Origin of the sequence: Paraburkholderia sacchari (genome assembly GCF_000785435.2) — a bacterium.
Lineage (GTDB): Bacteria > Pseudomonadota > Gammaproteobacteria > Burkholderiales > Burkholderiaceae > Paraburkholderia > Paraburkholderia sacchari.
Genome location: NZ_JTDB02000001.1, coordinates 762171 through 783766, shown reverse-complemented (window position 1 = coordinate 783766; position 21596 = coordinate 762171). Strand labels below are relative to the sequence as shown.

Here is a 21596-nt window from a genome sequence, read left to right as displayed (position 1 = left end):
CGAAAAAAACATTTCCGGTTTGCAGACGCAAGCAACCCGAACGCGTCATGGCTTCACGCGTTCGGAACATGCGCACTGTTGATTTTTGGAACAGTGGTGTTGCACGATGCAACACGGTGTGACAGGTCGCTCGCGAAATCTGCGTGGCGAGCGCGATGGGGAGCCCGGCTGCGCGAGTGCCGCGTCGATGAGGTTAGCCGGTTAGCCGGATCAGATATCGTCCGCGGCGCGGCCCGGATCGACAGCAGGCATCTTGCGATAGATCGTATTGCGCGATACGCCTAACTCGCGTGCAGCCGCCGAAACGTTGCCGCCATGCCGTGCGAGCGCAGCGCCAATCACCGATACGGTCACGTCCTGGAGGCGCCCGCTCTCCGGCAGGAAAGCGTCCGGTGCCGTTGGCGCATCCAGTGCTGCACTTTGCGAGGCGCCGCAGCGCAGGTCATCGAAGAAGTCGTCGGGCAAATGTTCACGCCGAATCTCGCCGTCCGTGTCGACCATGGCCGCGGCCGTGCGCAGCAGGTTGCCGAGTTGCCGGAAATTGCCAGGCCACGCACAGCGCTCGAACATCGCCATGACGTCCGGCGCAACGCTGAGCCGCTGCGCATTCCCGGCAGCGATCGATTCGCGCTGCAGCATCTTCTCGATCACAACCGCGAGGTCGGTGCGCTCGCGCAGCCGTGGCAGCCGCACCACGAGGCCATTGAGCCGGTAATAGAGATCCTCGCGAAAGCGGCTTTGCGCGATCATCTCGCGCAGGTCGCGGTGCGTTGCACAGATGATCGCGATGTCCACCGCGATACTCTTCGTCGAACCGAGTGGGTTGACGACGCGCTCCTGCAGCACACGCAGCAGCCGCACCTGCAGCGGATACGGCATGTCGCCGATTTCGTCCAGAAACAGCGTGCCGCCGTTTGCCTGCAGCAGTTTGCCGACGGCGCCCTTGCGCCGCGCGCCGGTGAATGCGCCCTCCTCGTAGCCAAACAGTTCGGATTCGATCAGCGTTTCGGGAATCGAGGCGCAGTTCACCGCCACGAATGGCCCCGCATGCCGCGGCGAATCGTTGTGGATGGCCTGTGCGAGGAGTTCCTTGCCCGTGCCGGTTTCGCCGTTGATCAGGATGGGAATGTCCTTGCCCATCACCCGCCGCACCTTCGCGATGACTGCGGCAACCTGCGGATCGCCGGTGTCCAGATAGCTCAGGCGCGAGAGCCCGGGCGCCGACGGCGGCGCCTGGCGCGCCACGGAGCGTGCGCCGTCGTGCACCGCCACCGGGCGGCTGCCCTCCGCAAGCGACGCGCGCTTGAACTGCACGCGCGCGCATACGACGGCTCCGCTGCTCAAATTGAGCATCAGATGCGGCTCCAGCCCCACACTCGTGCGGTCGATCAGTTGCGCACTCGTGGTCTGAAATAGCGACGAAAGCGTATGTGCCCGCAGCGCTGCGAGCGACATGCCAAGCTGGAACTGGGCGCTGCGATTGGCCGACAGAAAACGGCCATCGCACGTGAATGCCACGATGCCCTCCATCAGCGTGCCCAGAAACTCAGGACGGCTATGGAACGATAGCTGCAACGTCTCTTGAAAGGTGGTCGTAAAGAGATGATTCTCGATCATCTGCACCGACATTTTCGCGAGCGCCATTGTGTGCTGGTGATAGCTCCGGTAGTCGCCGGTCACGTCGAGCACCCCAATGACGTCGCCATACGGATCGAGAATCGGCACGCTCGAGCAGGTCAGGAAGCGATTCGCCGCCAGGTAGTGCTGGTCGCCGTGCACGACCATCGCGCAACGCTCGGCCAGCGCCGTACCGATCGCGTTGGTGCCCTGGCGATCTTCGGCCCAGTTTGCGCCGGGCCGCAGCGCGACCTTCTCCGCACGCGCGAGGAAGTCATCGTCGCCAATCGAATGCAGGATCAAGCCTTCGGCATTGGTCAGCACAATCATGCTTTGCGTGTTGACGATCTGCTCGTGCAGCGTTTCCATCACCGGCATCGCGTGCGCATACAGCACGCGGTTCTGCTCGCGCGTGAGTTCGAGTCCCGCACTCGAAAGAATTTCGTAATCCGGCCGCGCCGATGCACAGAGACCAAACGTCTCGGAACGCTCGTGCGCTTTCTGGATTGCCGGAGCGGGCCAGCCATTGGACAGCACGGCCGCACGAGCGGCGGCCGGGTATTCGTCATCGCGCATTCTCTCCTCCACGAAAGTCTGGTGCCTCGCCAGACTTTTTCCTCGCCCTATCAAGCAAACTCCGGGCCACATAGTTGGCGCGGCTCAGACGGGGCGCACCATATGGGTGCGCGATGCGCAACACGTCATATCAGCGCCACGCGGCTGGCATTACGCGCTCGCAGCGCCTGACGGTGTATTACCGCAAATACCTCACGATGCGATATGCGGACTCACCCCAATTTATACCGGTTGCTACACCGCGCGCGATTTTTGCTTGAGCGCTTTTTCACGCTCTTTTCACGCTCTTTTCAAATACGCGCGCTCGTACTGAGCGGCCCACTCATGAACAGACGAACTTCCGGTTGGCCCACTTCGAGCGTCCCGTTGCGCCACCTGCGCCTGACTAGAGATGGACACGCAATCGCATTCACGGTTGCCGGTGACCCGGCAGCGCCGGCAGTCGTCGTGCTGCACGGCGGCCCGGGCAGCGCAAGTCAGCCCGGCATGCTTGCCTTGTTCGATCTCGCAAAAACGTGTGTCGTGTTCGTCGATCAACGTGGCGCGGGCCAGTCGCTTCCACGCGGCGGGTTGCGCGCCAACCGCACGGACCACCTCGTTGCGGATCTCGAAGCGATTCGCCGCGCGCTTGGCATCTCCCGCTGGGGTGTCGTTGGTGGTTCATGGGGCGCCGCGCTCGCGCTCGCGTACGCGGGTCAGCATCCCGCAAGTGTGCTGGGCGTCGTGATGCGCGGCCTCTTTCTGACTTCGCGGTATGAAGTACGGCGCCTGTTCGTGACATCGCGCCGCCGGGCGCCGGGCGCCTGGCAGCGCCTGTGCGCTGCCGCAGGATGCACACGCGCGAACGCGTTGCTCGCACGCTGCGCAAAGCGCTTGCGCCCCGGCGTGGCGTACGCGCGCCAACGTGAGGTCGCATTCGCATGGCGCGCGTACGAAGAAGCGATACTCGCCTCGTCGCGGCCCGGTGGTGCGGCGGCAGCTCGCCCACACCGCGCAACGTCGCCGAAGGCCGCGCGCACGCTCATCGCCAAGTACCGGATCCAGGCGCATTACCTGTTGCACGACTGCTGGCTTGGCGAGCGGCGCTTGCTTTCTTTCGCGCGCACGGCAGAACAAGCAGGAGTACCAATCTATTCCGTGCATGGACTGCGCGACCCCGTATGCCCGGTGCGCAACGTCGACCGTCTCGCGGCGGCCGCGCCCACCGCGCGCATTGCACGCGTGCGCGGTGGACATCTCGCCAGCGATCCCGAGTTGAAGCAGTCTGTCGTGCAGGCGGTGCGCGCCATGCTCGCCGGCGCGCCCGAGTCGGCTGGCGCCGCGCTCAGTCCCACGCGTAGCGCAGTCCAACCCGGACGCCGCGCGGCGCACCCGCGCCGACGAACTGCTCATTGACGACCTTGCTCATTGACGACCTGCGAAGCCGGTACGCGAGCGACGCGGGGCAGCGCTGTTGCTCCTCCATTGCCCCTCCACCGCCCCCCAACTGTCCTGTTTCTCAACACTGCACTGCCGGCGTTGTACCCGGATGCAACACCTGACGCACTGCGGCTTCATCACAAGCGCCCTCGCATGGCAGGCACGTCGGGCCCGCCACCTCGCCGGCGCAAATGGCATGCGAATTGCAATAACGACAGCGCAACCGGACCGGCACCGACATGAGGGCTGCGACTTCACCGGCACTGCATCGACAAAAACTCAGGAGACGACCATGAAGAAACGTTCGGCTGCCGCAAGCCGGCTGGCTATCTATGGGGCGACCACCGCCATCGCGGTGACGCTGAATGTGGCTCCGGTGGCTGCCGCCCCGGACTATCCCGCCGTGACCTACGAGCGTCTCTCCAACGCGCAGAGCGATCCGGGCTGGCTCACTTACTACCGCACCTATAGCGGCCAGTCGCATTCGCCCCTCAAGCAGATCGATGCCTCGAACGTCGCCGGACTCAAGGAGGCGTGGAGCTATCGGTTCCCGGCCGACCTCAAGCAGGGTTTCGAGGCGACGCCCATCGTCAACGGCAACTATCTTTTTGTAAGTACGCCAAAGGATAACGTCTACGCTTTCGATGCGAAGACCGGTACCCAGTTGTGGAAGTACGAGCCGAAGCTCAGCCAGGAATCGTTCAGGACCGCGTGCTGCGACGTGGTGAACCGCGGCGTCGCGCTATACGGGAAGAACGTCTACGTGGCCATGCTGAGCGGCGAAGTTGCCGCAATCGACGCGCAGACCGGCAACCTGGTCTGGAAGAAGCAGATGTTCGAGCCGGGCCTCGGCTACGCGTTCTCGCTTGCGCCGCTCGCGCTCGACGGCGCGATCGTCGTGGGCACCTCCGGCGGCGAATATGGGATCCGCGGCTATATTGCCGCGCTCAGCCCCGAAGACGGCTCGATTCTCTGGAAGCGCTACACGATCCCCGATGCTGGCGAAAAGGGCGCCGAGACATGGCCCGACGGCATGCAGGCACACGGCGGCGGTGCCGCGTGGCTGACCGGCACCTACGACGCCGCAACGCACACGCTGTACTGGGGCGTCGGCAATCCGGGGCCATGGCTCGCCGCATTGCGTCCCGGCGATAATCTGTACTCCGATTCACTTCTCGCGCTCAATCCGAAGAACGGCGACCTGAAGTGGCACTACCAGTACACGCGTAACGACACGTGGGACTATGACGGCGTCAACACGCCGATCCTTGCCGACATCAGCTACAAGGGCAAACAGTATGACGCCATCATTCACGCCGACCGCAACGGCTTCTTTCATGCGATCGATCGCAAGACCGGCAAGCTGATCTACGCCGAGGCGTTCGTCAAGGCCGAATCCGTTACGGGCTACACGAAGGATGGGCAGCCGATTGCCGACGCCAGCAAATATCCGAAGGCCGGCACGACGATCAACACGTGCCCGAGCTTTCTCGGCGGCAAGAACTGGTGGTCGGTGTCCTACGATCCTGACCGGCACATTGCGGTCGTGCCTGCGCTGCATGCTTGCATGAGCTTGTCAGGCAAATCGGTGAGCTATATGGAGGGCCTGCCCTACCTCGGCGAAGGCTTCGAGATCCAGCCCGAGCCGGGCAGCAAGGGTTATGGCGAGCTTCAGGCCATCGACGTGAATACCGGCAAGAAGCTTTGGGGTCACTGGACCAAGATGCCGTGGAACGGCGGCGTTGCCACGACGGCCAGCGGGATTGCCTTCAGCGGCTCGCTCGACGGCCATCTGTACGCGTTTGATATCTCCACGGGCAAGGTGCTGTGGGAGAGCCCGCAACTGGCGAGCGGCATCATCGCGCAACCTTCCGTATTCGAAGTCGACGGCAAGGAATACGTGGCCGTGCTCGCAGGCTACGGCGGTGCGAATCCGATCTGGGGCGGCCCGATGGCCGACGTGGCAAAGGATGTTCCGCGCGGCGGCACGCTCTACGTTTTCGCGCTCGATCACAGCTAAGCCGCTGCGTTGGCTTTACATCGGCTAATCGCCATTTGCCGCGCCCGCACGCAGTCGACGCGGGTGCGCTGTTGCCGCCATCAATGGAACGCACCACCATGAACCTTCGACTCACCCACATTGCTCTGGCCGCCGCGCTCGCAGCCGGAGCCGCTCAAGCATCCACGCAGTCATCCACGCAAGCGGCGTCCAGCGTGCGCGTGTGCACATTGCCTGGCAGTCCTTCGGCCGAGCTGGACATGTCCGTTGCGCGCGCCGTGCTGGGCACTGCTGGCATCACCGCGACATTTGCCAGCCGTGGCATCGGCGACGAAAGCGGCGACGACGGTATTTCCGCGCACGAGCTCGCCCAATCCCTGCAGCGCGACTGTGATGTGATCGCGGGCTTTCCCCGCTCCAGCGTTGCCGACGAATCCAGCTCGCACCTGCTTTTCTCGCAGGGCTACCTCGATTCCGGCTACGTGAGCGTCACGCTGCGCGACGCGCATGCGGCACGCACCAGCGTGTCGCCCGCCAGCGGCAAGGTCACCATTGCCGCGACCTGGTCGAGCCCGTCGCAATTGATCGCGGTGCAGGAGAAGAACGCGCGCTTCGATCTCGAGAACACCTCGGCGCTCACTGTCGACGCGCTCGCCAGGGGCCGCGCACAGCGTGCGATCGTCTGGTATCCGGCGGTGGTTGCGTACCGGCATGCGCACCCTCATCAGCAGTTCGAAGTTACGGCGGCCGAGTCGCCCTACGCGGACTGGCATCTCGTGTTCGCATCCGGACCCGGTACGCAGTCGCTGCAAAAGCGCATCGACGCGGCGCTCACGCGCATGCGCAACGACGGCCGGCTCGCCGCGCTGACGCGCAACTGGGCGCTGCCCGCCGGCAAGACAACGGCCAGGACAACCGGCGTGACGCAGACGTTGCCACGCGCGGACGTATGGAAGGTGCGCGGCGTACCGGCCGGCGGCAGCTTCATCAAGATCGCCGCCACAACTGGCGGCGTGCCGCCCTCGTTCGACCACGACCAGGTCACGCACGGCGAGCATCTTTATGCGGACTCCTGCGCGAAATGCCACGGCGCCAAGCTCGAGGGGATCACGGCGCCAGCGCTCAGCGGACCCGCGTTCGCGCCCGCAGCGAACTCGCATCTGACGATCGGCGGCATTTACCAGTACATGTCGACCAACATGCCCGCTGATCGCCCCGGCAAGATGACCGACGAGGAATACGCCGACTTGATGGCTTTCCTCCTCTACACGAACGGGTACGAAGCCGGAAGCGCGAAGCTGACCGCGCAAGCCGCGCAAACCTCGACAACGCCGCTCAACGCCGGACCGCGCGAGTAGCCACGGGCACGGCGCTTTGCGCCGCTTGAACTGGCATGGCGGCCATTGCGCAGCAAGGACAGTCCCTGGCCCTTCTGGGTGCCAGCGTCAGACCAGCACTTGCGCGGGCGCCGAGCGGTCGCTCGCGAGCAATGCGGAAAGTCGCCGCAGCGCGGCTTGCAGACGCGCGCGCTCGGCCGTTGCGCCCAGCGAGACGCGGATCGCGTTGGCGGCGGGCCTGGCCGTGCCCGTGCCTTGCTCGAACGCCGTGGAGGGCGCCACGGCAAGGCCTTCGGTGCTCGCCGCAGCTGCGAGTTCGCGCGCCTGCCAGTAGCTCGGCAGCGCATACCAGAGATGAATGCCCGCATTCTCGCCCGCCGCCGGGCCGAGCATTTGCGCCGCCATGCGTTGGCGCGCCTGCGCCTCGGCGCGCACGCCTTCGAAGATGTGCGCGGCCGTGCCGTCTTCGATCCATTGCAGCGCCAGCGCGTTCGTGAGCGGCGCGGCCATCAGCGAAAACGTGCGCAGCGCGGCCAGCACGCGTGCGTGCGAGGCCGCGTCGGGCAGCGCGAGAAACGCCGTACGCAGGCCGGGCGAAAGCGTTTTCGAGAGCGTGGAGAGGTAGCAGACCTGCCCCGGCGCCAGGCGTGCGAGCGGCGGCGGCGCCTCGGGCGCGAAACGCCAGTAGGGATCGTCTTCGACAATGCGCAGGCCGCAGCGCGCCGCCACCTTCAGGATCGCGTGGCGGCGCGCCTCCGGCATGGTCGTGGCGGTGGGATTCTGCAGCGTGGGGTTCAGATACAAGAGGCGCGCGCCGTGCAGGAGGCAGGCGGCTTCGAGCGCGTCGGGCAGCATGCCTTCCGCATCCGTTGCCACCGTTTCGAGGCGGCGCCCCAGTTGCGCGACCGCGTGCGGCAGCCCCGGATAGACGAGCGGCTCGCTCAGCACCGCTTCGCCAGGCCCGGTGAACGCGATGATCAGCGCCGCCAGCGCCGCCTGCGCACCGGGACACACCGCCACTTGCGCGGCGTCGATCTTGCCGAGCATCGGTTCGAGCCATTTCGCGCCCTTCACGCAATCGGCCGCGCTGCCGCCGCCGATGTGATACGTCATCAGCAGGTCGGCGTCGCTGCGCAACAGCAGGCGCGAGAGGCCTTCGCGCAGCAGCGCGTCGGTGTCGATGCCCGCGGGCGGCGGCGGGATGTTCATGCTCAAGTCCACACGCTGCTCGAGCGCCGCGCGCGGCACCGCGATGAACGTGCCGAGCGGCCCGCGCGCCTCGATCAGCGCGCGCCGCCGCGCCTCGTTGAAGCCGCGCGTGACGGTGGTGAGATCCACGCCAAGCAGGGCCGCAAGCGCGCGCTGCGCGGGCACGCGTTCGCCGGGTGCCAGTGTGCCTTCGGCCACGGCGCGCTCGATGAAATCGACGAGCCGCAGGTAGCGCGGCCCGCTGCCGCCCTGTAGCGCCGAAGCCCAGGCCGCGGCCCATGCGGGACTCGCCTTGTCTGGATCGATGGAGTCGTTTCGCGTCATTTTGTCGCTGATGCATGGATTATGTCTTACTCTAGCATGCGGACACGAAGCGCGTAAATCCATACATTCAGGCTATGTATGATTCTCGGGCCGGCGGCGTCTGGCTGCCGGTCGCGAAAAGCGGTGTGAGCACGTATGGATGGGTTTGCGCGATCGACAACCATGGAACCCCGACATGCGCACCTCCCCCATACGAAGAGGACCGGCCGTCGAAGCCGGCCCGCCGCTACCTCAACCCGACCGCCGATCTTTCCGCGAGTTTTTCCGTCCAGGCTCACCCCGCCAGCGCCCCTCAAGTCCGCGCGGTCATGCACGCACCGCAGCCATGATTGCGGGCACGGGCGCGCTCGCACTGCTCGGCGGTTGCAGCTCCGTGCTGCTCGACCCGAAGGGCGACATCGGCGTGCAGGAGAAGAACCTCATCCTGATCGCGCTCGGCCTGATGCTGCTGGTGGTGATTCCCGTGATTGCGCTCACGCTCTGGTTCGCGTGGCGCTATCGCGCCTCCAACCCGAACGCGACCTATGCGCCGAAGTGGGCGCATTCGACCGCCATCGAAGTCGTGGTGTGGTCGATTCCCTGCGTGATCGTGCTGATGCTCGGCGCGCTGATATGGCGCACGACGCATTCGCTCGATCCGTATAAGCCGATCGAATCGCAGCAAAAGCCGATTCGCGTGGACGTGGTCGCGCTGAACTGGAAATGGCTCTTTATCTATAGGGATTACGGCGTTGCTTCGGTCAACCAACTGGCGATTCCGGTCGACACGCCGGTGTCGTTCCGCTTGACCGCCGATTCGCTGATGAACTCGTTCTTCATTCCGCAGCTCGGCAGCCAGGTCTATGCGATGTCGGGCATGCAGACGCAGCTGCATCTGATCGCGAACCATCCGGGCACCTATGCCGGCCGCTCGGCGGCATTCAGCGGTCCCGGCTTCTCGGACATGCATTTCGATACGCTCGCCACGAGCCGCGCCGACTTCGACGCGTGGATCGCGCGCGCGAAAGCCTCGCCCGCGGTGCTGAGCCGCGGCGCGTACCAACAGCTCGCGCAGCCGGGCGAGAAGACGCCCGTCACGTTCTATTCGAACGTCGCACCCGGTCTCTTCGACGGCGTGGTCGGCCAGTACATGCGCGACGTCCACGGTAATCCAATTTGCGGCACGGGCGCGAACGTTCCCGCACTCACCCTCGAACGCAGCGGGGCACGCGCGCCCGCCATCCTCGCAGCGGAGTAATCAAACATGTTCGGAAAACTCACGCTCGATGCCGTTCCCTGGCACGAGCCGATCATCATGGGCACCGGCGCCGCCGTGGCGTTCGGCGGCCTTGCCCTGCTGGCCGCGATCACGCTCGCGGGCAAATGGGGCTATCTGTGGCGCGAGTGGCTCACCTCGGTAGATCACAAGCGCATTGGCATCATGTACATCGTGCTCGCGGTCGTCATGCTGCTGCGCGGGTTCGCCGACGCGATCATGATGCGCGCGCAACAGGCCATCGCCTATAACGACGCGGCGGGCTATCTGCCGCCGCATCACTACGACCAGATCTTCACGGCGCACGGCGTCATCATGATCTTCTTCGTGGCCACGCCGCTCATTCTCGGGCTGATGAACGTGGTCGTGCCGCTGCAGATCGGCGCGCGCGACGTCGCGTATCCATTCGTGAATTCGCTCTCCTACTGGCTTTCGGTGGTGGGCGCGGTACTGGTGATGGTCTCGATGTTCGTCGGCGATTTCGCCGCGACCGGCTGGGTCGCGTATCCTCCGCTCTCGGAGCTCGGCTACAGCCCAACTGCGGGCATGGACTACTACATATGGTCATTGCAGATCTCGGGCCTTGGCACCACGCTCTCCGGCATCAACTTCATCGTCACCATCCTGCGCATGCGCGCGCCCGGCATGGATCTCATGAAGATGCCGGTGTTCGTGTGGACGGCGCTCATCACCAACATCCTGATCGTCGCGGTGTTTCCGGTGCTCACCGGCACGCTCGCGCTGCTCACGATGGACCGCTATCTCGACATGCATTTCTTCACGAACGAGCTAGGCGGCAACGCGATGATGTACATCAACCTGATCTGGGTATGGGGCCACCCCGAGGTGTACATCCTGATCCTGCCTGCATTTGGCGCGTTCTCGGAGATCATTGCGACGTTCTCCGGCAAACCGCTGTTCGGCTACAAGTCGATGGTGTACGCGACGTCCTCGATCGGCATACTCTCGTTCTTCGTGTGGCTCCATCACTTCTTCACGATGGGCTCGGGCGCGAACGTCAATGCGTTTTTCGGCATCATGACCACGATCATTTCGATCCCGACCGGCGTGAAGCTCTTCAACTGGCTCTTCACGATGTACCGCGGCCGCATCCGCTATCACAGCGCGACGCTCTGGACCATCGGCTTCATGGTGACCTTCGCCGTGGGCGGCATGACCGGCGTGCTGCTCGCCGTGCCGGGCGCGGACTTCGTGCTGCATAACTCGCTGTTCCTCGTCGCGCACTTTCATAACGTGATCATCGGCGGCGTGGTGTTCGGCTGTCTCGCGGGCATCAGCTTCTGGTTCCCGAAGGTGTTCGGCTTCACGCTCAACGAGTTCTGGGGCAAGGTGTCGTTCTGGTGCTGGCTGATCGGCTATTGGCTCGCCTTCACGCCGCTCTACATCCTGGGCTTCGAAGGCATGACGCGCCGCATGAATCACTACGCAGTGCCAGGCTGGCATCCGTGGCTCGTGGTGGCGCTCGTGGGCGCGGTGTTCGTGGGCCTCGGCATCCTCGCCTTTATCGTGCAGCTTTACGTGAGCATTCGCGGCCGCGAGGCGAGCCGCGACCTCACCGGCGACCCATGGGACGGCCGCAGTCTCGAATGGTCGACGGCCTCGCCCGCACCGTTCTACAACTTCGCCGTGCTGCCGGAGATCACTTCGATGGAGCAGCATTGGGACAACAAGGAAGCGGGACGCGCGTACGTGCAGCCGCGCGCCTACGAAGACATCCACATGCCGCGCAATACGGGGGCGGGTTTCATCATCGCCGCGTTCAGCCTGCTATTCGGTTTTGCCGCCGTGTGGCACATGTGGCTGTTCGCGGCGGTGGGGCTCGCTGGCATGATCGCCACGTTCATCGCGCGCAGCTATGACCAGGACGTTGACTATTGGGTGCCGGCGGCGGAGGTCGAGCGTATCGAGAACGCGCGCTTCAGACAGCTGGGTATTGCAAAGCGTTTCGATGGAACCGTGCAAGTTGAACAACTCGAGGAGACCGCTTGAACCATGGCACACGCTGCTATATCCCACGCTCATGGTCATGACCACGGCCATGACGACAGCACCAAAACCACGCTGGGTTTCTGGATCTACCTGATGAGCGACTGCCTCATCTTCGCGACGCTCTTCGCCACCTTCGGCGTGCTCGCGAATGCAACGGCAGGCGGCCCCGGCGCCAGACAGCTCTTCGAACTGCCTTACGTGCTGGGCGAAACGCTGCTGCTGCTCGCGAGCAGCGTCACGTTCGGCATGGCAATGCTGGGCCTGCACGCAGAGCGCCGCGGTCAGGTGATCGTGTGGCTGGCGATCACGTTCGCGTTCGGCGCGGGCTTCGTCGGCATGGAGGTGAACGAGTTCGCAAAGCTCATTGCCGACGGAGCTGGACCGCATACCAGCGCGTATCTTTCGGCGTACTTCACATTGGTCGGCACGCACGGCCTGCACGTCACGGCCGGCCTGCTGTGGATCGCGATCATGATGCATCAAACCTTGAAGTTCGGCCTCACTGGCGCGACGCGACGCCGTCTCGCGTGCCTGAGCCTCTTCTGGCACTTCCTGGATCTCGTGTGGATCTGCGTTTTCACCTTTGTTTATCTGCGAGGCATGCTGTGAGTCCAACCAACACTACGCATTCGAGCGGCCACGACGCCAGCCACGGCGATTCGCACGGCAGCCTCAGGAGCTACATGGTCGGCACGATGCTCTCGCTCGTGCTCACGCTCGCGTCGTTCGGCGTGGTGATGTTCCATGTGGTGCCGCCCGCGGCGGGAATCGCAACCATCGTCGTGCTGTGCGTTGCGCAACTCGTCGTGCAGCTCGTGTATTTCCTGCACATTGGTGCCTCGCGCAGCCAGCGCGCGAACACCGGCATCTTCGTGTGCACGGCGTTTCTGATCGCGGTCATCGTCGGGCTTTCGCTGTGGGTCATGCACAACGCCAACGTGAACATGATGCCCACGCAGATAAGCATCGAACGCGCGATGGCGCACGACTGATCGCGCGCGCCCGCTCATGGCAACCGGGCTGGCAACGCGCATTGCGCGCGTTGCCCGATGTGACAGGTATTGAAAATCGGCTTTCAATTTACGAGGCGCGATGGCGTGCAGATGAGGACTACCCTGAAACGAACATGGCGCAGGCCGCGACGGCCATCAGGGCCGTGGCAAGCCAGCCGCCCACTTTTAGCAGGCCCGATATCGCGAACCGGCCCATGATCTTGTCGCTGCTGGCCATCAGCATCACGACAAACATGACTGGAACGGCAGCCACACCGTTGATCACTGCGCTCCAGTAGAGCGCCTTGACCGGATCCAGATGCATGAACGTGATAGCCACGCCGCCCGCGATGGCTACCGCGATGACCGAGTAGAACTCGCGCGCGAGCGACAGATGCAGCGATAGACTGCTGCGCCACCGGAGCGCACCGGCAGCGCCATACGCCGCCGAGCCGGCCAGCACAGGCAGCGCGAGGAGCCCCGTGCCCACGATTCCGGCGGCAAATATCAAGGAGGCGAACCGCCCCGCAACGGGCGCGAGCGCCTGTGCCGCATCAGCTGAGGTATGAATGGCGATGTGGCGGACATTGAGCGTAGCGGCGGCCGTCAGCATGATAAAAAAGCCGACGCCGTTGGACACCGCCATGCCGATCCAGGTATCCGCCGTGATCCTGTCTATCTGCCGGTAAGCGCGGAACGAGGAAAGCCAGCGCAGCGGGCGCTCCCCTGGCTTTGCGCGCAGTTCCTCCACCTCCTGCGATGCCTGCCAGAAGAAAAGGTACGGGCTGATGGTGGTGCCCAGCACCGCGACGACGGTCGTCAAGTAGTCGCCAGACAGGTGTGCGCCAGGCCGAACCAGCGAAATCGCAACTGTGCTCCATTGCACAGGCACGATAAAGACGACTGCGACGTAGGCCAAAAGCACGAGCGTCAACCATTTCAGATAGCGCGCATAGCTTTCGTACGGCAGGCAAATCTGCACGACGGCCGAAAACGTACCCAGAATAACGACGTAGAGCTGTTCCGGTCCACGAACGAGCAAATGGATCGCAGCGCCCATCGCAGCCAGGTCCGCCGCGATGTTGATGGTGTTCGCGACGGCAAGCAGCAGCACCAGAACAATGACGACCCATCTGGGTCCGAAGGCTCGCATGTTGGAGGCCAGTCCCTTCCCGGACACCCGTCCGATGCGGGCGCTGATCATCTGAATGGCAGCCATGAGCGGCCAGGTCAACGGGAGCGTCCACAGCAGCGTGTAGCCGAACTGTGCGCCGGCTTGCGAGTAGGTACCGATTCCGCTCGGATCGTCGTCTGCCGCGCCCGTGACCAGCCCGGGCCCGAGCCGCGACAGCCAGGAACGTTCCGTTTCATCGGTGACCGCAGCCTCAGGCTCCAGTCTTTCGGGATCGCCCACGCACCCTCCGTATCACGACGCATGCGATGCGGACATGCAAGTAGCGAGCCTGCGTACCGGTTGTGCATCGCTCTTTCCCGCCTGAACCCCAGCCGACAAGGCGGCGACCGTCGAATGGCTCATACCAGGGCGCTATCGCGAAGGCGCGCTGTAACAAAGACGCTAGCCGCCCTGTAAAAATAGCGCACCGGGAAGAGCTCGACGCACCGAGCCCGTGAGACGTCATCTGCCGGAATCGGGCATGCGTCGTGCGGGGCACCCGACCCACGACGATGATCGAGTGCGCGCACGCGTTCGGGCGCCCGGTTTATCCGTATGAATGTATAGCTATCCAAACTATCTTTCACTCGATGCCCGACAGGTCAGTTCAAATGGAAAGACGGTTGGCAGGTTGTCTTATGAACGTGTCTATGGCGGCTTCGCGCACGCTGAAATCGAACGCGACGGCCAGCATGCGGTGGCGCGATCCGTCTCAAGCTCTCGCGCTGCGTCGGCTGGAATGGCCGTTGCGGCAGTGCAGCCAGGCGCTGCCATAACTGGGCCGCGTCGAATCGCAATTCGGCCACCACGAACCGCAAAGGAGTCGTGCATGACCGACAGCACCATCGCATTGTCCCGCGTCCCGTCCGACGATACAACGAAACCGCGCCGTTCCGATTAAGCTGTCGAAAGCGCGGTCCAGCGCGATCATCACGCCCCCGAAGAGGCAACGAGCGTACGGTGTTCGCGCTTGCCGGCATGGTGCCTGAAGGTCTGCCAATGAGCGCCGGGCGCCGGGGCGCCCCGGGTCGAGGCGAACCGCACGTTGGCGCGATGCGAGCGCGCGGATATCAAATGGCGATGATGCAGCCGCGTGTCCGCATACCAGTGCGGCGCGACGACCGGCGTATCATCGCCGCTCAGCCACCGGCGTATCGCGACGAGATCCGCCGAGCGCCCCCACGATGTCTGCGAGCCGAGCAGCACGATCATCACCTGGCCGCCCGGCATGTTGGCATCGACCACGATGCAGCGTCCCGCCTCGCGGGTATAGCCGGTCTTGGCGACCAGCACATCCCAATCGGCTGAGCGGACGATCGGGTCGGTGTTGTGATAAAACCGCGTCCTCGTGCCGATCTGCTCTTCGTAACGCGGGAGCGTCGTGTATTCGCTGATCAATGGATAGTGCGACGCAGCGGCCGCCATCTTCACGACGTCGCGCGGCGTCGAGAGATTGTCCGGCGAGAGCCCGCTCGGATCGCCGAAGTGCGTATCGGCCATATGCAGCGCCCTCGCCTTTTCATTCATCTTCCGTATGAACGCCGGCTGGCCGCCGGGAAATGCACGCGATAACGCAGACGCCGCGCGGTTCTCGGACGCCATGAGCGCAAGCCGCAGCATCTCCGCGCGCTCGAGCGACACACCAATCGGAATGCGCGACCCGGAATGCTTGAGCCTGTCGATATCCTCATCGTCGACGCTCACCGTGTCTCCCAGTGGTTGACCGCTGTCCAACACCACCATCGCGGTCATCAGCTTGGTGAGCGAGGCGATAGGCTGGGCGTCGTCGGCGTTCTTTTCCAGCAGGACCCTGCCGCTCCCGACATCGTAGACGATCGCGCCATGCGAATGGAGCAAGGGCGTTTGTGCCGACGCGACGAAAGGCGCGGACGCGCACACTAGTGCGCCGAGGAAGTGTTTCATGGCACTCACACCCTGGAGCGGCAATCGAGCGATGGCGGCGCCACCGTGCAGAGCGATTCCCGACAATTAAACTGTAGTTGCTAGTTGCACGAATGAGTGTGGGAAAGAGGACAGAATTTGGGCTCCAGGATTCAACTGCTCGTCAAACGGTCTTCCGGCCTCGCCAACGCTCACCTCGATGCGTCGCGGCTTTGCCTCCTCACGACGAGGAATGGTGAGTTTCAGGACGCCATCGCCCACCTGCGCGTCGATGCGCGAGACATCGAAATCGGGGCTCAGCGTGAAGGCGCACCAGAAGTGCGGGTGGCGCAACTCACCATGCTGCAGGCGCAGCCCGGATGGGGCCGGGATCACCGCCTCGGCCTCGATGCTCAGGCTGCCGTCCTGCACTTGCACATTGAGCTTGTCGCGCAAGCGTTCCCTGGCGTAGATGCGCGTCTCGTCATCCGCTTCAGGTAGGGGCAGCTTGCGTTCGCCGCTAATCGTCAGCAATCCCTTGTCGATAGAGACGTCGATTGCTGCTGGATCGAGTCCTGGCGCGAACGCGACGATCTCGATGCTGTCGTCGGTGCTGCCGATGTTGACGGGAGGAAAAGTTTCGCTGCGCATGGCGCGCAGGCTTGCGGGGAAGCCCGCAAAGACGCTGGCCATCTGCCGTTGAAGGCGGTCGAATTCGCCCAGCAGATTGGTGCTGAAGAAAAGATCTCTCATGACTGGCTCCTTGAAACCGGTGCCCCTCACGAAAAAGCGAACTGGACCACGCGCTCCAGTTCGCCTGCCGGTGGGAGACCCCTCTGACAAACAAATCGAAACACGCCGCTCATCGCCATACTCCACTGGCACGGATTCCGGCGCGCGACGCCGCTTTTCCTGCCCGGCAGCGATATCCCTTCACGACCGGTTCCGGATATATTTCGAACCGGCTCCCTGCTAGACTATTAGCTCTCCCTAAAACCATGGAGGGAAACATGAGAACCGTCTACGTGGTGAAGACCGGTCAACAGTTCCTCTGCTGCGCAGAAGACGGCGACATTGGCATGGCGCCGGAGATTGAAGGGGCCAAGTCCTTTATCTCGTATGAGGAAGCGGAAAAGGCGGCGAACGAAAACGCCGACCCCGGATACCAAATCGTGGCTATCAGCGTTACGACACACTAACGCTGTTCTGCATCTGCTTACTGGAAATCGCCATCTTCCGGTACGGGATTCGCCCGCCCTCCACACGCGCGCAACGACGCTCAGGAAATCGGCGGGCGTAATCCCAATCGACGCAAGAGCGATCGTGCGCGTGCAGACGCCGGTCGTTTCATGCCGGCCAGCCACGTTCGTCCTAGAATCAATATGAGGGGGCGAGGCGACATGAATCGCGAAGTGGTCACTGGTCTACTGTGCGGCGCACTACTCGCCGGTTGCGTGTCAGCCGGTGTCGAGGTGAGGCCAGAACAGATGGCGAACTTCAGGCACGGCGTGACGACACTGCAAGACGTGACAACCGCGCTCGGCCCGGCATCCGTCGAGACCGCGCTGGACGACGGCTCGACGCTGCTCGTTTACACCTACGTGACATCGCGTCCGCACCCGGAAAGCTATCTCCCGTTCATCGGTTCGCTCATCGCCGGCGCCGACACACACTCGTCCGCGGCCGTGTTTCTTTTCGATTCGCACGGAGTCCTCAAGAGCGCGAACACTACGAGCTCGAACGTCGGCACGGGCATGACCGCCGCCCACACCGCGCAGCCCCGACCGCCGGAGCCAGTCCCAGAGGCGCCCGTCGTGATCAAAAGCGTCCCGCCTCCCGCCGTTCAAAGCGAACAGCCGACGCCGGAGGAAGACGTAGCGCCCGCGGCGCTAGTGCCCAGCGAACCCCAATTGAAAATTGACGTTCAGCCGCCTCCCGTCGAATAGCCATCCGAGGGACAGTCGTAGAGCACATTAAATCGCGAGGCTGATTACGCCCAGGTACACACTTTCGCCGACCACACACTCGCGCGAGGCATGGCCAAGAGCGTGTCGAATCTCGATCCGGTACATGCCACTATTTTTCTCGAGACCACCGAACCGAAAATCGCCGAACGCGTCCGAGACAGTTTCGGCGACCCGTTGATCGCCCGAGTACAGAACAACCGCCGCGTCAGCGACACATTCAACTACGCCCCCGACCGCAGCACTGACGCTTCCGCCTATGAAGCAGCGGCTCCACCGCTTCAAGCCGCTATACCACACGCGAGGTTTCGTCTCCAGATGGGGCCGCAAAACCTCGAGCCCCTCACGCCGGGCTTTTTCCACCATGGCTGCATCATCGAGCTTGACTGTCTCGAACACGCCCGTGGGGCAAGCCTGCTCGCAACGCGGATGCTGCCAACCCTGGTCGAGCAGATGCGCGTCGAAGATCCAGGTCTGCGGCAGTTGCCGTTCCACGTTCCAGACTATCGCCTTGTACGGACAGGACTTGACGATGTCTTTGCGCCCTCGCGCTTTCTCTGGATCGATGATGACTATGCCGTCGGATCGTTTGCGGATCGCATCGCCACCAACGCGCATGCAGGGCGCGTCGTCGCAGTGATTGCACATCACCGGCAAGTACGTCGTTTGGACCATGTGGGAGTCGCCCTGCACACGACGCAGGATGCGAATGGGACTTTCGGCGCTGGCCGCGGCGGGCGCGGCGTAACCAGGAAAATCATTGCCCACGTGCTCATCCCGTGCGGCGATGACGCAGTTCTGGCAGTTCTCGCATTGCCCGACCTTGATAACCAGATTCCACTTGCTCATCGTGTGCTCCTCACGCTGCGCGACGGATCATGAAAGCGTCCGCGCCCTTCCACTTTTCAACCTGCACAAGACATGAATTCGGACTCATGCTGCTAGTACCCACCGTCTGGGGCCGATCCGGGGTCAGCAGGTTCATGCAGCCGCCAATTTCGACGCGCTCGCCGTCTATTTCGATCATCTGGAACTCAGCGCTCGCCTCGTACGATTTGACTACCCCGGCAGCGACCAGAGGCGAAACATCCACCGCACAAATAACCGCACCCCGGTCGTTGTAGACCTTGACGAGATCGCGATGAGCAATTCCCCGGGCCGACGCGTCGGCAGGCCCGAGCCGCAGCAGCCAGAAGCGATGTCCGCCAATCAGCGCACGATGATCTTCGATGCTGTTGACCGACGAGTTCTTGCCATCGCAATGAGTGTGGAAACTGTAACGGCTATGTGTGGCGATCAGTTGCAGTGGATACTGCTGGGCCAGTGGAGAACGCAAGCCCTCCCACGACGGAATGTATCGATTCACCGACGGCCGCTCGGGGTTATCCGCCGTGTGCCGCTTCAGCAACTCGGGTACGAACTCGAGCTTGCCACTGGGCGTCTGCAAGCCCATGCCAAACTTTTCGGCATATTGCGACGGCATCGGATGCGGTTCGTGCAGATCCTTGCGCCGGCCTTCCGCGAACCAGCGCATATCCACCGGATGTCGCAATTCCGGCTTTTCGGTCGGTACAACGAAATAGCCCTTGCGGCAAAACTCGCGCCACGAAATGTGATCAGGCAAATCCGACGAGTTGAATACCCGCTTGACCCAGTCCAGCTCGCTGCAGCCCTCGGTGAACACGCTGCCGAGTCCCAGACGGGTCAGAATCGCGGTGAAGATGTCATAGTCGGAGCGAGATTCGCCCAAAGGTTCGATGCATTTATGCTGCAGCGTAATCATACGGTGGTTGACCGTATTGAAGCCGTGATGCGCGTAGCCGCCGGAATTGGACCATTCGCCGATGTCCCACCGCTCCAGCGATGTGCACGCAGGCAGAATGATATCGGCGAACTGCGCTTCGCCTTCCATCCAGATCGACTGATTGACCACGAACTCGATGCTCGGGTGACGATAGGCGTCGGCCCAGCGCCCCGATTTCGTAACGGTGCTGAAGGCAGATCCGCCATAGCGATAGATCATGTGGATTGGCGAATAGCCGGGCATCGGGTAACTGAACGGTGCGAACTGCGCTTCCTGGGACATGCCGTCCCACAGGTACCCTGTCGCATGCCCGTTGATGATGGCATCGGGCAATTGCTGCCGCGGCACCATCTGCTTGACCGGATTCATGGTCAGGATGTGCGGCATGCGTTGGTAGTTGTTCACGGCATTCGCGGTCCACGCGAGTTCGCCCGACATCCCACCGTCCGCGTAGCCCGGGAAGTAGAAGTTGAGGTCGTGCGGAACGCCAATTTCGAGGCAGCCGAAATTCACGCCCGGCTTGCCCCATCCCTGCATCGCCATCATCATGATCATGCAACGCGCCCATTGCGCCCCCGTCGCACCGCGTCCAGCCCCGCCGAATCCCGCGCCCGTCATTCCGACGGCGAGATACACCTTCCTCGTTCCCCACCGCCGCGCGAGGGCTCGAACGTCCTTGGCGGGCACGCCGGTTTCCAGCTCCTGCCATTCGGGCGTTTTGGGCACGCCATCCGTCTCGCCGCTCAGGTAGGCCCGCCATTCGTCGAACCCAGTTGTCCGGTTGGCCACGTAATGCTTGTCATACAGCCCTTCCGTGAGCCACACATACATGACGGCGGTGGCGAGGGCCGCGTCCGTTTGCGGTCGGACCGGGATCCATCGGCCACCCAGCAACTGGGCGGTCGGATTGCAATGCGGATCGATATGGACGAACTCGATTCCCAGTTCCTTGGCCCATAGACGCCGCGGCGTGCCTTCGAATCCGGCGTAGGCGCCATTCGTGCTTTCGGGGTCGCTGGACCAGAAGACGATCATTTCGGCTTCCTTAAGACAGTCCTCGATTCCGCCATAGCCGGAGGGCACCCCAACGCGCATCGAGTTGCCGAAGTGATGCATGGCGCCCCAGTACCAACCCTCCCAGCTGTCCGGATTCGCGGCCACCCGTGTGAAGCCGATCAGGTTGGCAAAACGCGTGAGCGCGCTAAGGTAGTAACCAATATTGCCCCACTGGTGGTGCGACGACATGGGAAACGTGATCGAGCCCGGGCCGTGAATACGCTTTTGGCGGTTGATCTCTTTCGCGACGATGTCCAACGCCTCGTCCCAGCTGATCGGCACGTAGCCGGACTTGCCGCGGTTTTGCGGATTGCGTTCGCCGTCAGGGTCGAAATCGACCCGCTTCATCGGTTGAAGGATGCGCTTCTCCGAATAGACGAGCGATTTGATCGACAAGGCGTGCGGTGCGACCAGGCCGCGCCGTGGCGGGCTGAACCGGCGCCCGCGAGCTTCGATCTCCCAGCTCGGAGCATCCTTGCTGTCGAGATCGACCGGCGTCACGCGAACGATGCGTCCATCTTTCACGTACACGAACAAAGGTCCACCGTTGGTGCACGTGGTGTAGCGCTGCGTGCCGTCGCGCATGCGCGTGCCCATCGGCAGGCCGATGGTTTGCATCATGCTCAGCGTTTGCATGAACCACACCAGCAGCTCATCGTCGCCTTCAGTCATCACCTTGAAATTTTTCGCCGCGTGGATGATATCCAGGTAGTCCGGACTGGGGGAGAGAAATTTCAGGGCCGTGGGCACGTCCTTGAACAGCATGCGCACGTCGGGCTGCGGATGCCTGCCGGCACACGACCGGATGCGGCCATTCTCGAGCTTGATGACTCGACCAATGCTTTGATCCATGAGCCCGATCCACGCGACGAGATTGCGCTCCTTCAGCCGATCGCGATAGGCAGGGAAGCGGCGTGCCGTCAGGTCCAGAACCTTGGGCATGGCGAAGAGAATGGTCTTGAGGATCTGTCGTTTCACT

The 21596-nt window shown here is 63.3% G+C and carries 16 protein-coding genes and 1 pseudogene; 10 read left to right on the top strand and 7 right to left on the bottom strand.

The window, feature by feature from the left end; translation table 11 throughout:
• Positions 1-210 precede the first annotated feature (210 nt).
• Positions 211-2193 (bottom strand): sigma-54-dependent Fis family transcriptional regulator, encoded by a 1983-nt coding sequence (locus NH14_RS03520; protein ID WP_035521484.1) that lies wholly within the window; start codon positions 2191-2193, stop codon positions 211-213.
• A gap of 324 nt (positions 2194-2517) precedes the next feature.
• On the opposite strand from NH14_RS03520, the gene NH14_RS03515 reads away from it, so the two are divergent.
• The 3 genes from NH14_RS03515 to NH14_RS03505 all read left to right on the top strand — a co-directional run bounded on the left by NH14_RS03515 (position 2518) and on the right by NH14_RS03505 (position 6969).
• Positions 2518-3588 carry an alpha/beta fold hydrolase gene (locus tag NH14_RS03515; RefSeq protein WP_052147759.1) on the top strand — a complete coding sequence of 357 codons (1071 nt, stop codon included), beginning with the start codon at positions 2518-2520 and terminating at the stop codon, positions 3586-3588.
• Positions 3589-3904: 316 nt separating this feature from the next.
• Entirely contained in the window at positions 3905-5632 is a 1728-nt protein-coding gene (locus tag NH14_RS03510) for a methanol/ethanol family PQQ-dependent dehydrogenase (protein WP_035521485.1), read from the top strand.
• Between the two features lie 98 nt (positions 5633-5730).
• Complete coding sequence (locus tag NH14_RS03505; protein WP_035521878.1) at positions 5731-6969, top strand: c-type cytochrome; 1239 nt, start codon at positions 5731-5733, stop codon at positions 6967-6969.
• Between the two features lie 87 nt (positions 6970-7056).
• Here the strand turns inward: NH14_RS03505 and NH14_RS03500 are convergent, their stop codons facing one another.
• Positions 7057-8481, bottom strand: a complete 1425-nt coding sequence (locus NH14_RS03500) for an aminotransferase-like domain-containing protein (protein ID WP_035521486.1) — start codon at positions 8479-8481, stop codon at positions 7057-7059.
• Between the two features lie 325 nt (positions 8482-8806).
• Here NH14_RS03500 and cyoA point away from each other — a divergent pair, with 325 nt between their 5' ends.
• Genes cyoA through cyoD form a run of 4 tightly spaced genes read left to right on the top strand, consistent with a single transcriptional unit; the run spans position 8807 to position 12738 of the window.
• Complete coding sequence (gene cyoA, locus NH14_RS03495; protein WP_052147760.1) at positions 8807-9718, top strand: ubiquinol oxidase subunit II; 912 nt, start codon at positions 8807-8809, stop codon at positions 9716-9718.
• A gap of 6 nt (positions 9719-9724) precedes the next feature.
• Positions 9725-11746: a cytochrome o ubiquinol oxidase subunit I gene (cyoB, locus tag NH14_RS03490; protein WP_052147761.1), complete on the top strand. Its 2022-nt coding sequence runs from the start codon at positions 9725-9727 to the stop codon at positions 11744-11746.
• 3 nt (positions 11747-11749) lie between these two features.
• The gene (cyoC, locus tag NH14_RS03485; protein WP_035521487.1) at positions 11750-12355 is read left to right on the top strand and encodes a cytochrome o ubiquinol oxidase subunit III; all 606 of its coding nucleotides are present in this window, start codon (positions 11750-11752) and stop codon (positions 12353-12355) included.
• Positions 12352-12738 (top strand): cytochrome o ubiquinol oxidase subunit IV, encoded by a 387-nt coding sequence (gene cyoD / locus NH14_RS03480; RefSeq protein WP_035521488.1) that lies wholly within the window; start codon positions 12352-12354, stop codon positions 12736-12738. Before cyoC ends, cyoD begins: the two co-directional genes overlap by 4 nt.
• A 118-nt stretch (positions 12739-12856) precedes the next feature.
• On the opposite strand, the gene NH14_RS03475 is transcribed toward cyoD, so the two are convergent.
• The 3 genes from NH14_RS03475 to NH14_RS34095 form a co-directional block, all read right to left on the bottom strand.
• On the bottom strand, positions 12857-14152 hold the full coding sequence (locus NH14_RS03475; protein ID WP_035521489.1) for an NRAMP family divalent metal transporter: 1296 nt from the start codon (positions 14150-14152) through the stop codon (positions 12857-12859).
• A 690-nt stretch (positions 14153-14842) separates the two neighbouring features.
• Positions 14843-15835 (bottom strand): D-alanyl-D-alanine carboxypeptidase family protein, encoded by a 993-nt coding sequence (locus NH14_RS03470; protein ID WP_084225018.1) that lies wholly within the window; start codon positions 15833-15835, stop codon positions 14843-14845.
• 66 nt (positions 15836-15901) lie between these two features.
• Entirely contained in the window at positions 15902-16546 is a 645-nt protein-coding gene (locus NH14_RS34095) for an Hsp20/alpha crystallin family protein (RefSeq protein WP_084225020.1), read from the bottom strand.
• Between the two features lie 99 nt (positions 16547-16645).
• Between NH14_RS34095 and NH14_RS33330 the strand changes: the two are divergent.
• The 3 genes and pseudogenes from NH14_RS33330 to NH14_RS03450 all read left to right on the top strand — a co-directional run.
• A pseudogene (locus NH14_RS33330) lies at positions 16646-16741 on the top strand (diguanylate cyclase); the annotation flags it as partial.
• A 62-nt stretch (positions 16742-16803) separates the two neighbouring features.
• The gene (locus tag NH14_RS03455) at positions 16804-16992 is read left to right on the top strand and encodes a hypothetical protein (protein WP_035521491.1); all 189 of its coding nucleotides are present in this window, start codon (positions 16804-16806) and stop codon (positions 16990-16992) included.
• A gap of 201 nt (positions 16993-17193) precedes the next feature.
• Positions 17194-17739, top strand: coding sequence for a hypothetical protein (locus tag NH14_RS03450; protein WP_035521493.1), 546 nt, complete (start codon positions 17194-17196; stop codon positions 17737-17739).
• Positions 17740-17766: 27 nt separating this feature from the next.
• Here NH14_RS03450 and NH14_RS03445 read toward each other — a convergent pair whose 3' ends face one another.
• Positions 17767-18606: a 4Fe-4S dicluster domain-containing protein gene (locus NH14_RS03445; protein WP_035521495.1), complete on the bottom strand. Its 840-nt coding sequence runs from the start codon at positions 18604-18606 to the stop codon at positions 17767-17769.
• A gap of 10 nt (positions 18607-18616) precedes the next feature.
• The gene (locus tag NH14_RS03440; protein WP_035521497.1) at positions 18617-21595 is read right to left on the bottom strand and encodes a molybdopterin-dependent oxidoreductase; all 2979 of its coding nucleotides are present in this window, start codon (positions 21593-21595) and stop codon (positions 18617-18619) included.
• Position 21596 lies beyond the last annotated feature (1 nt).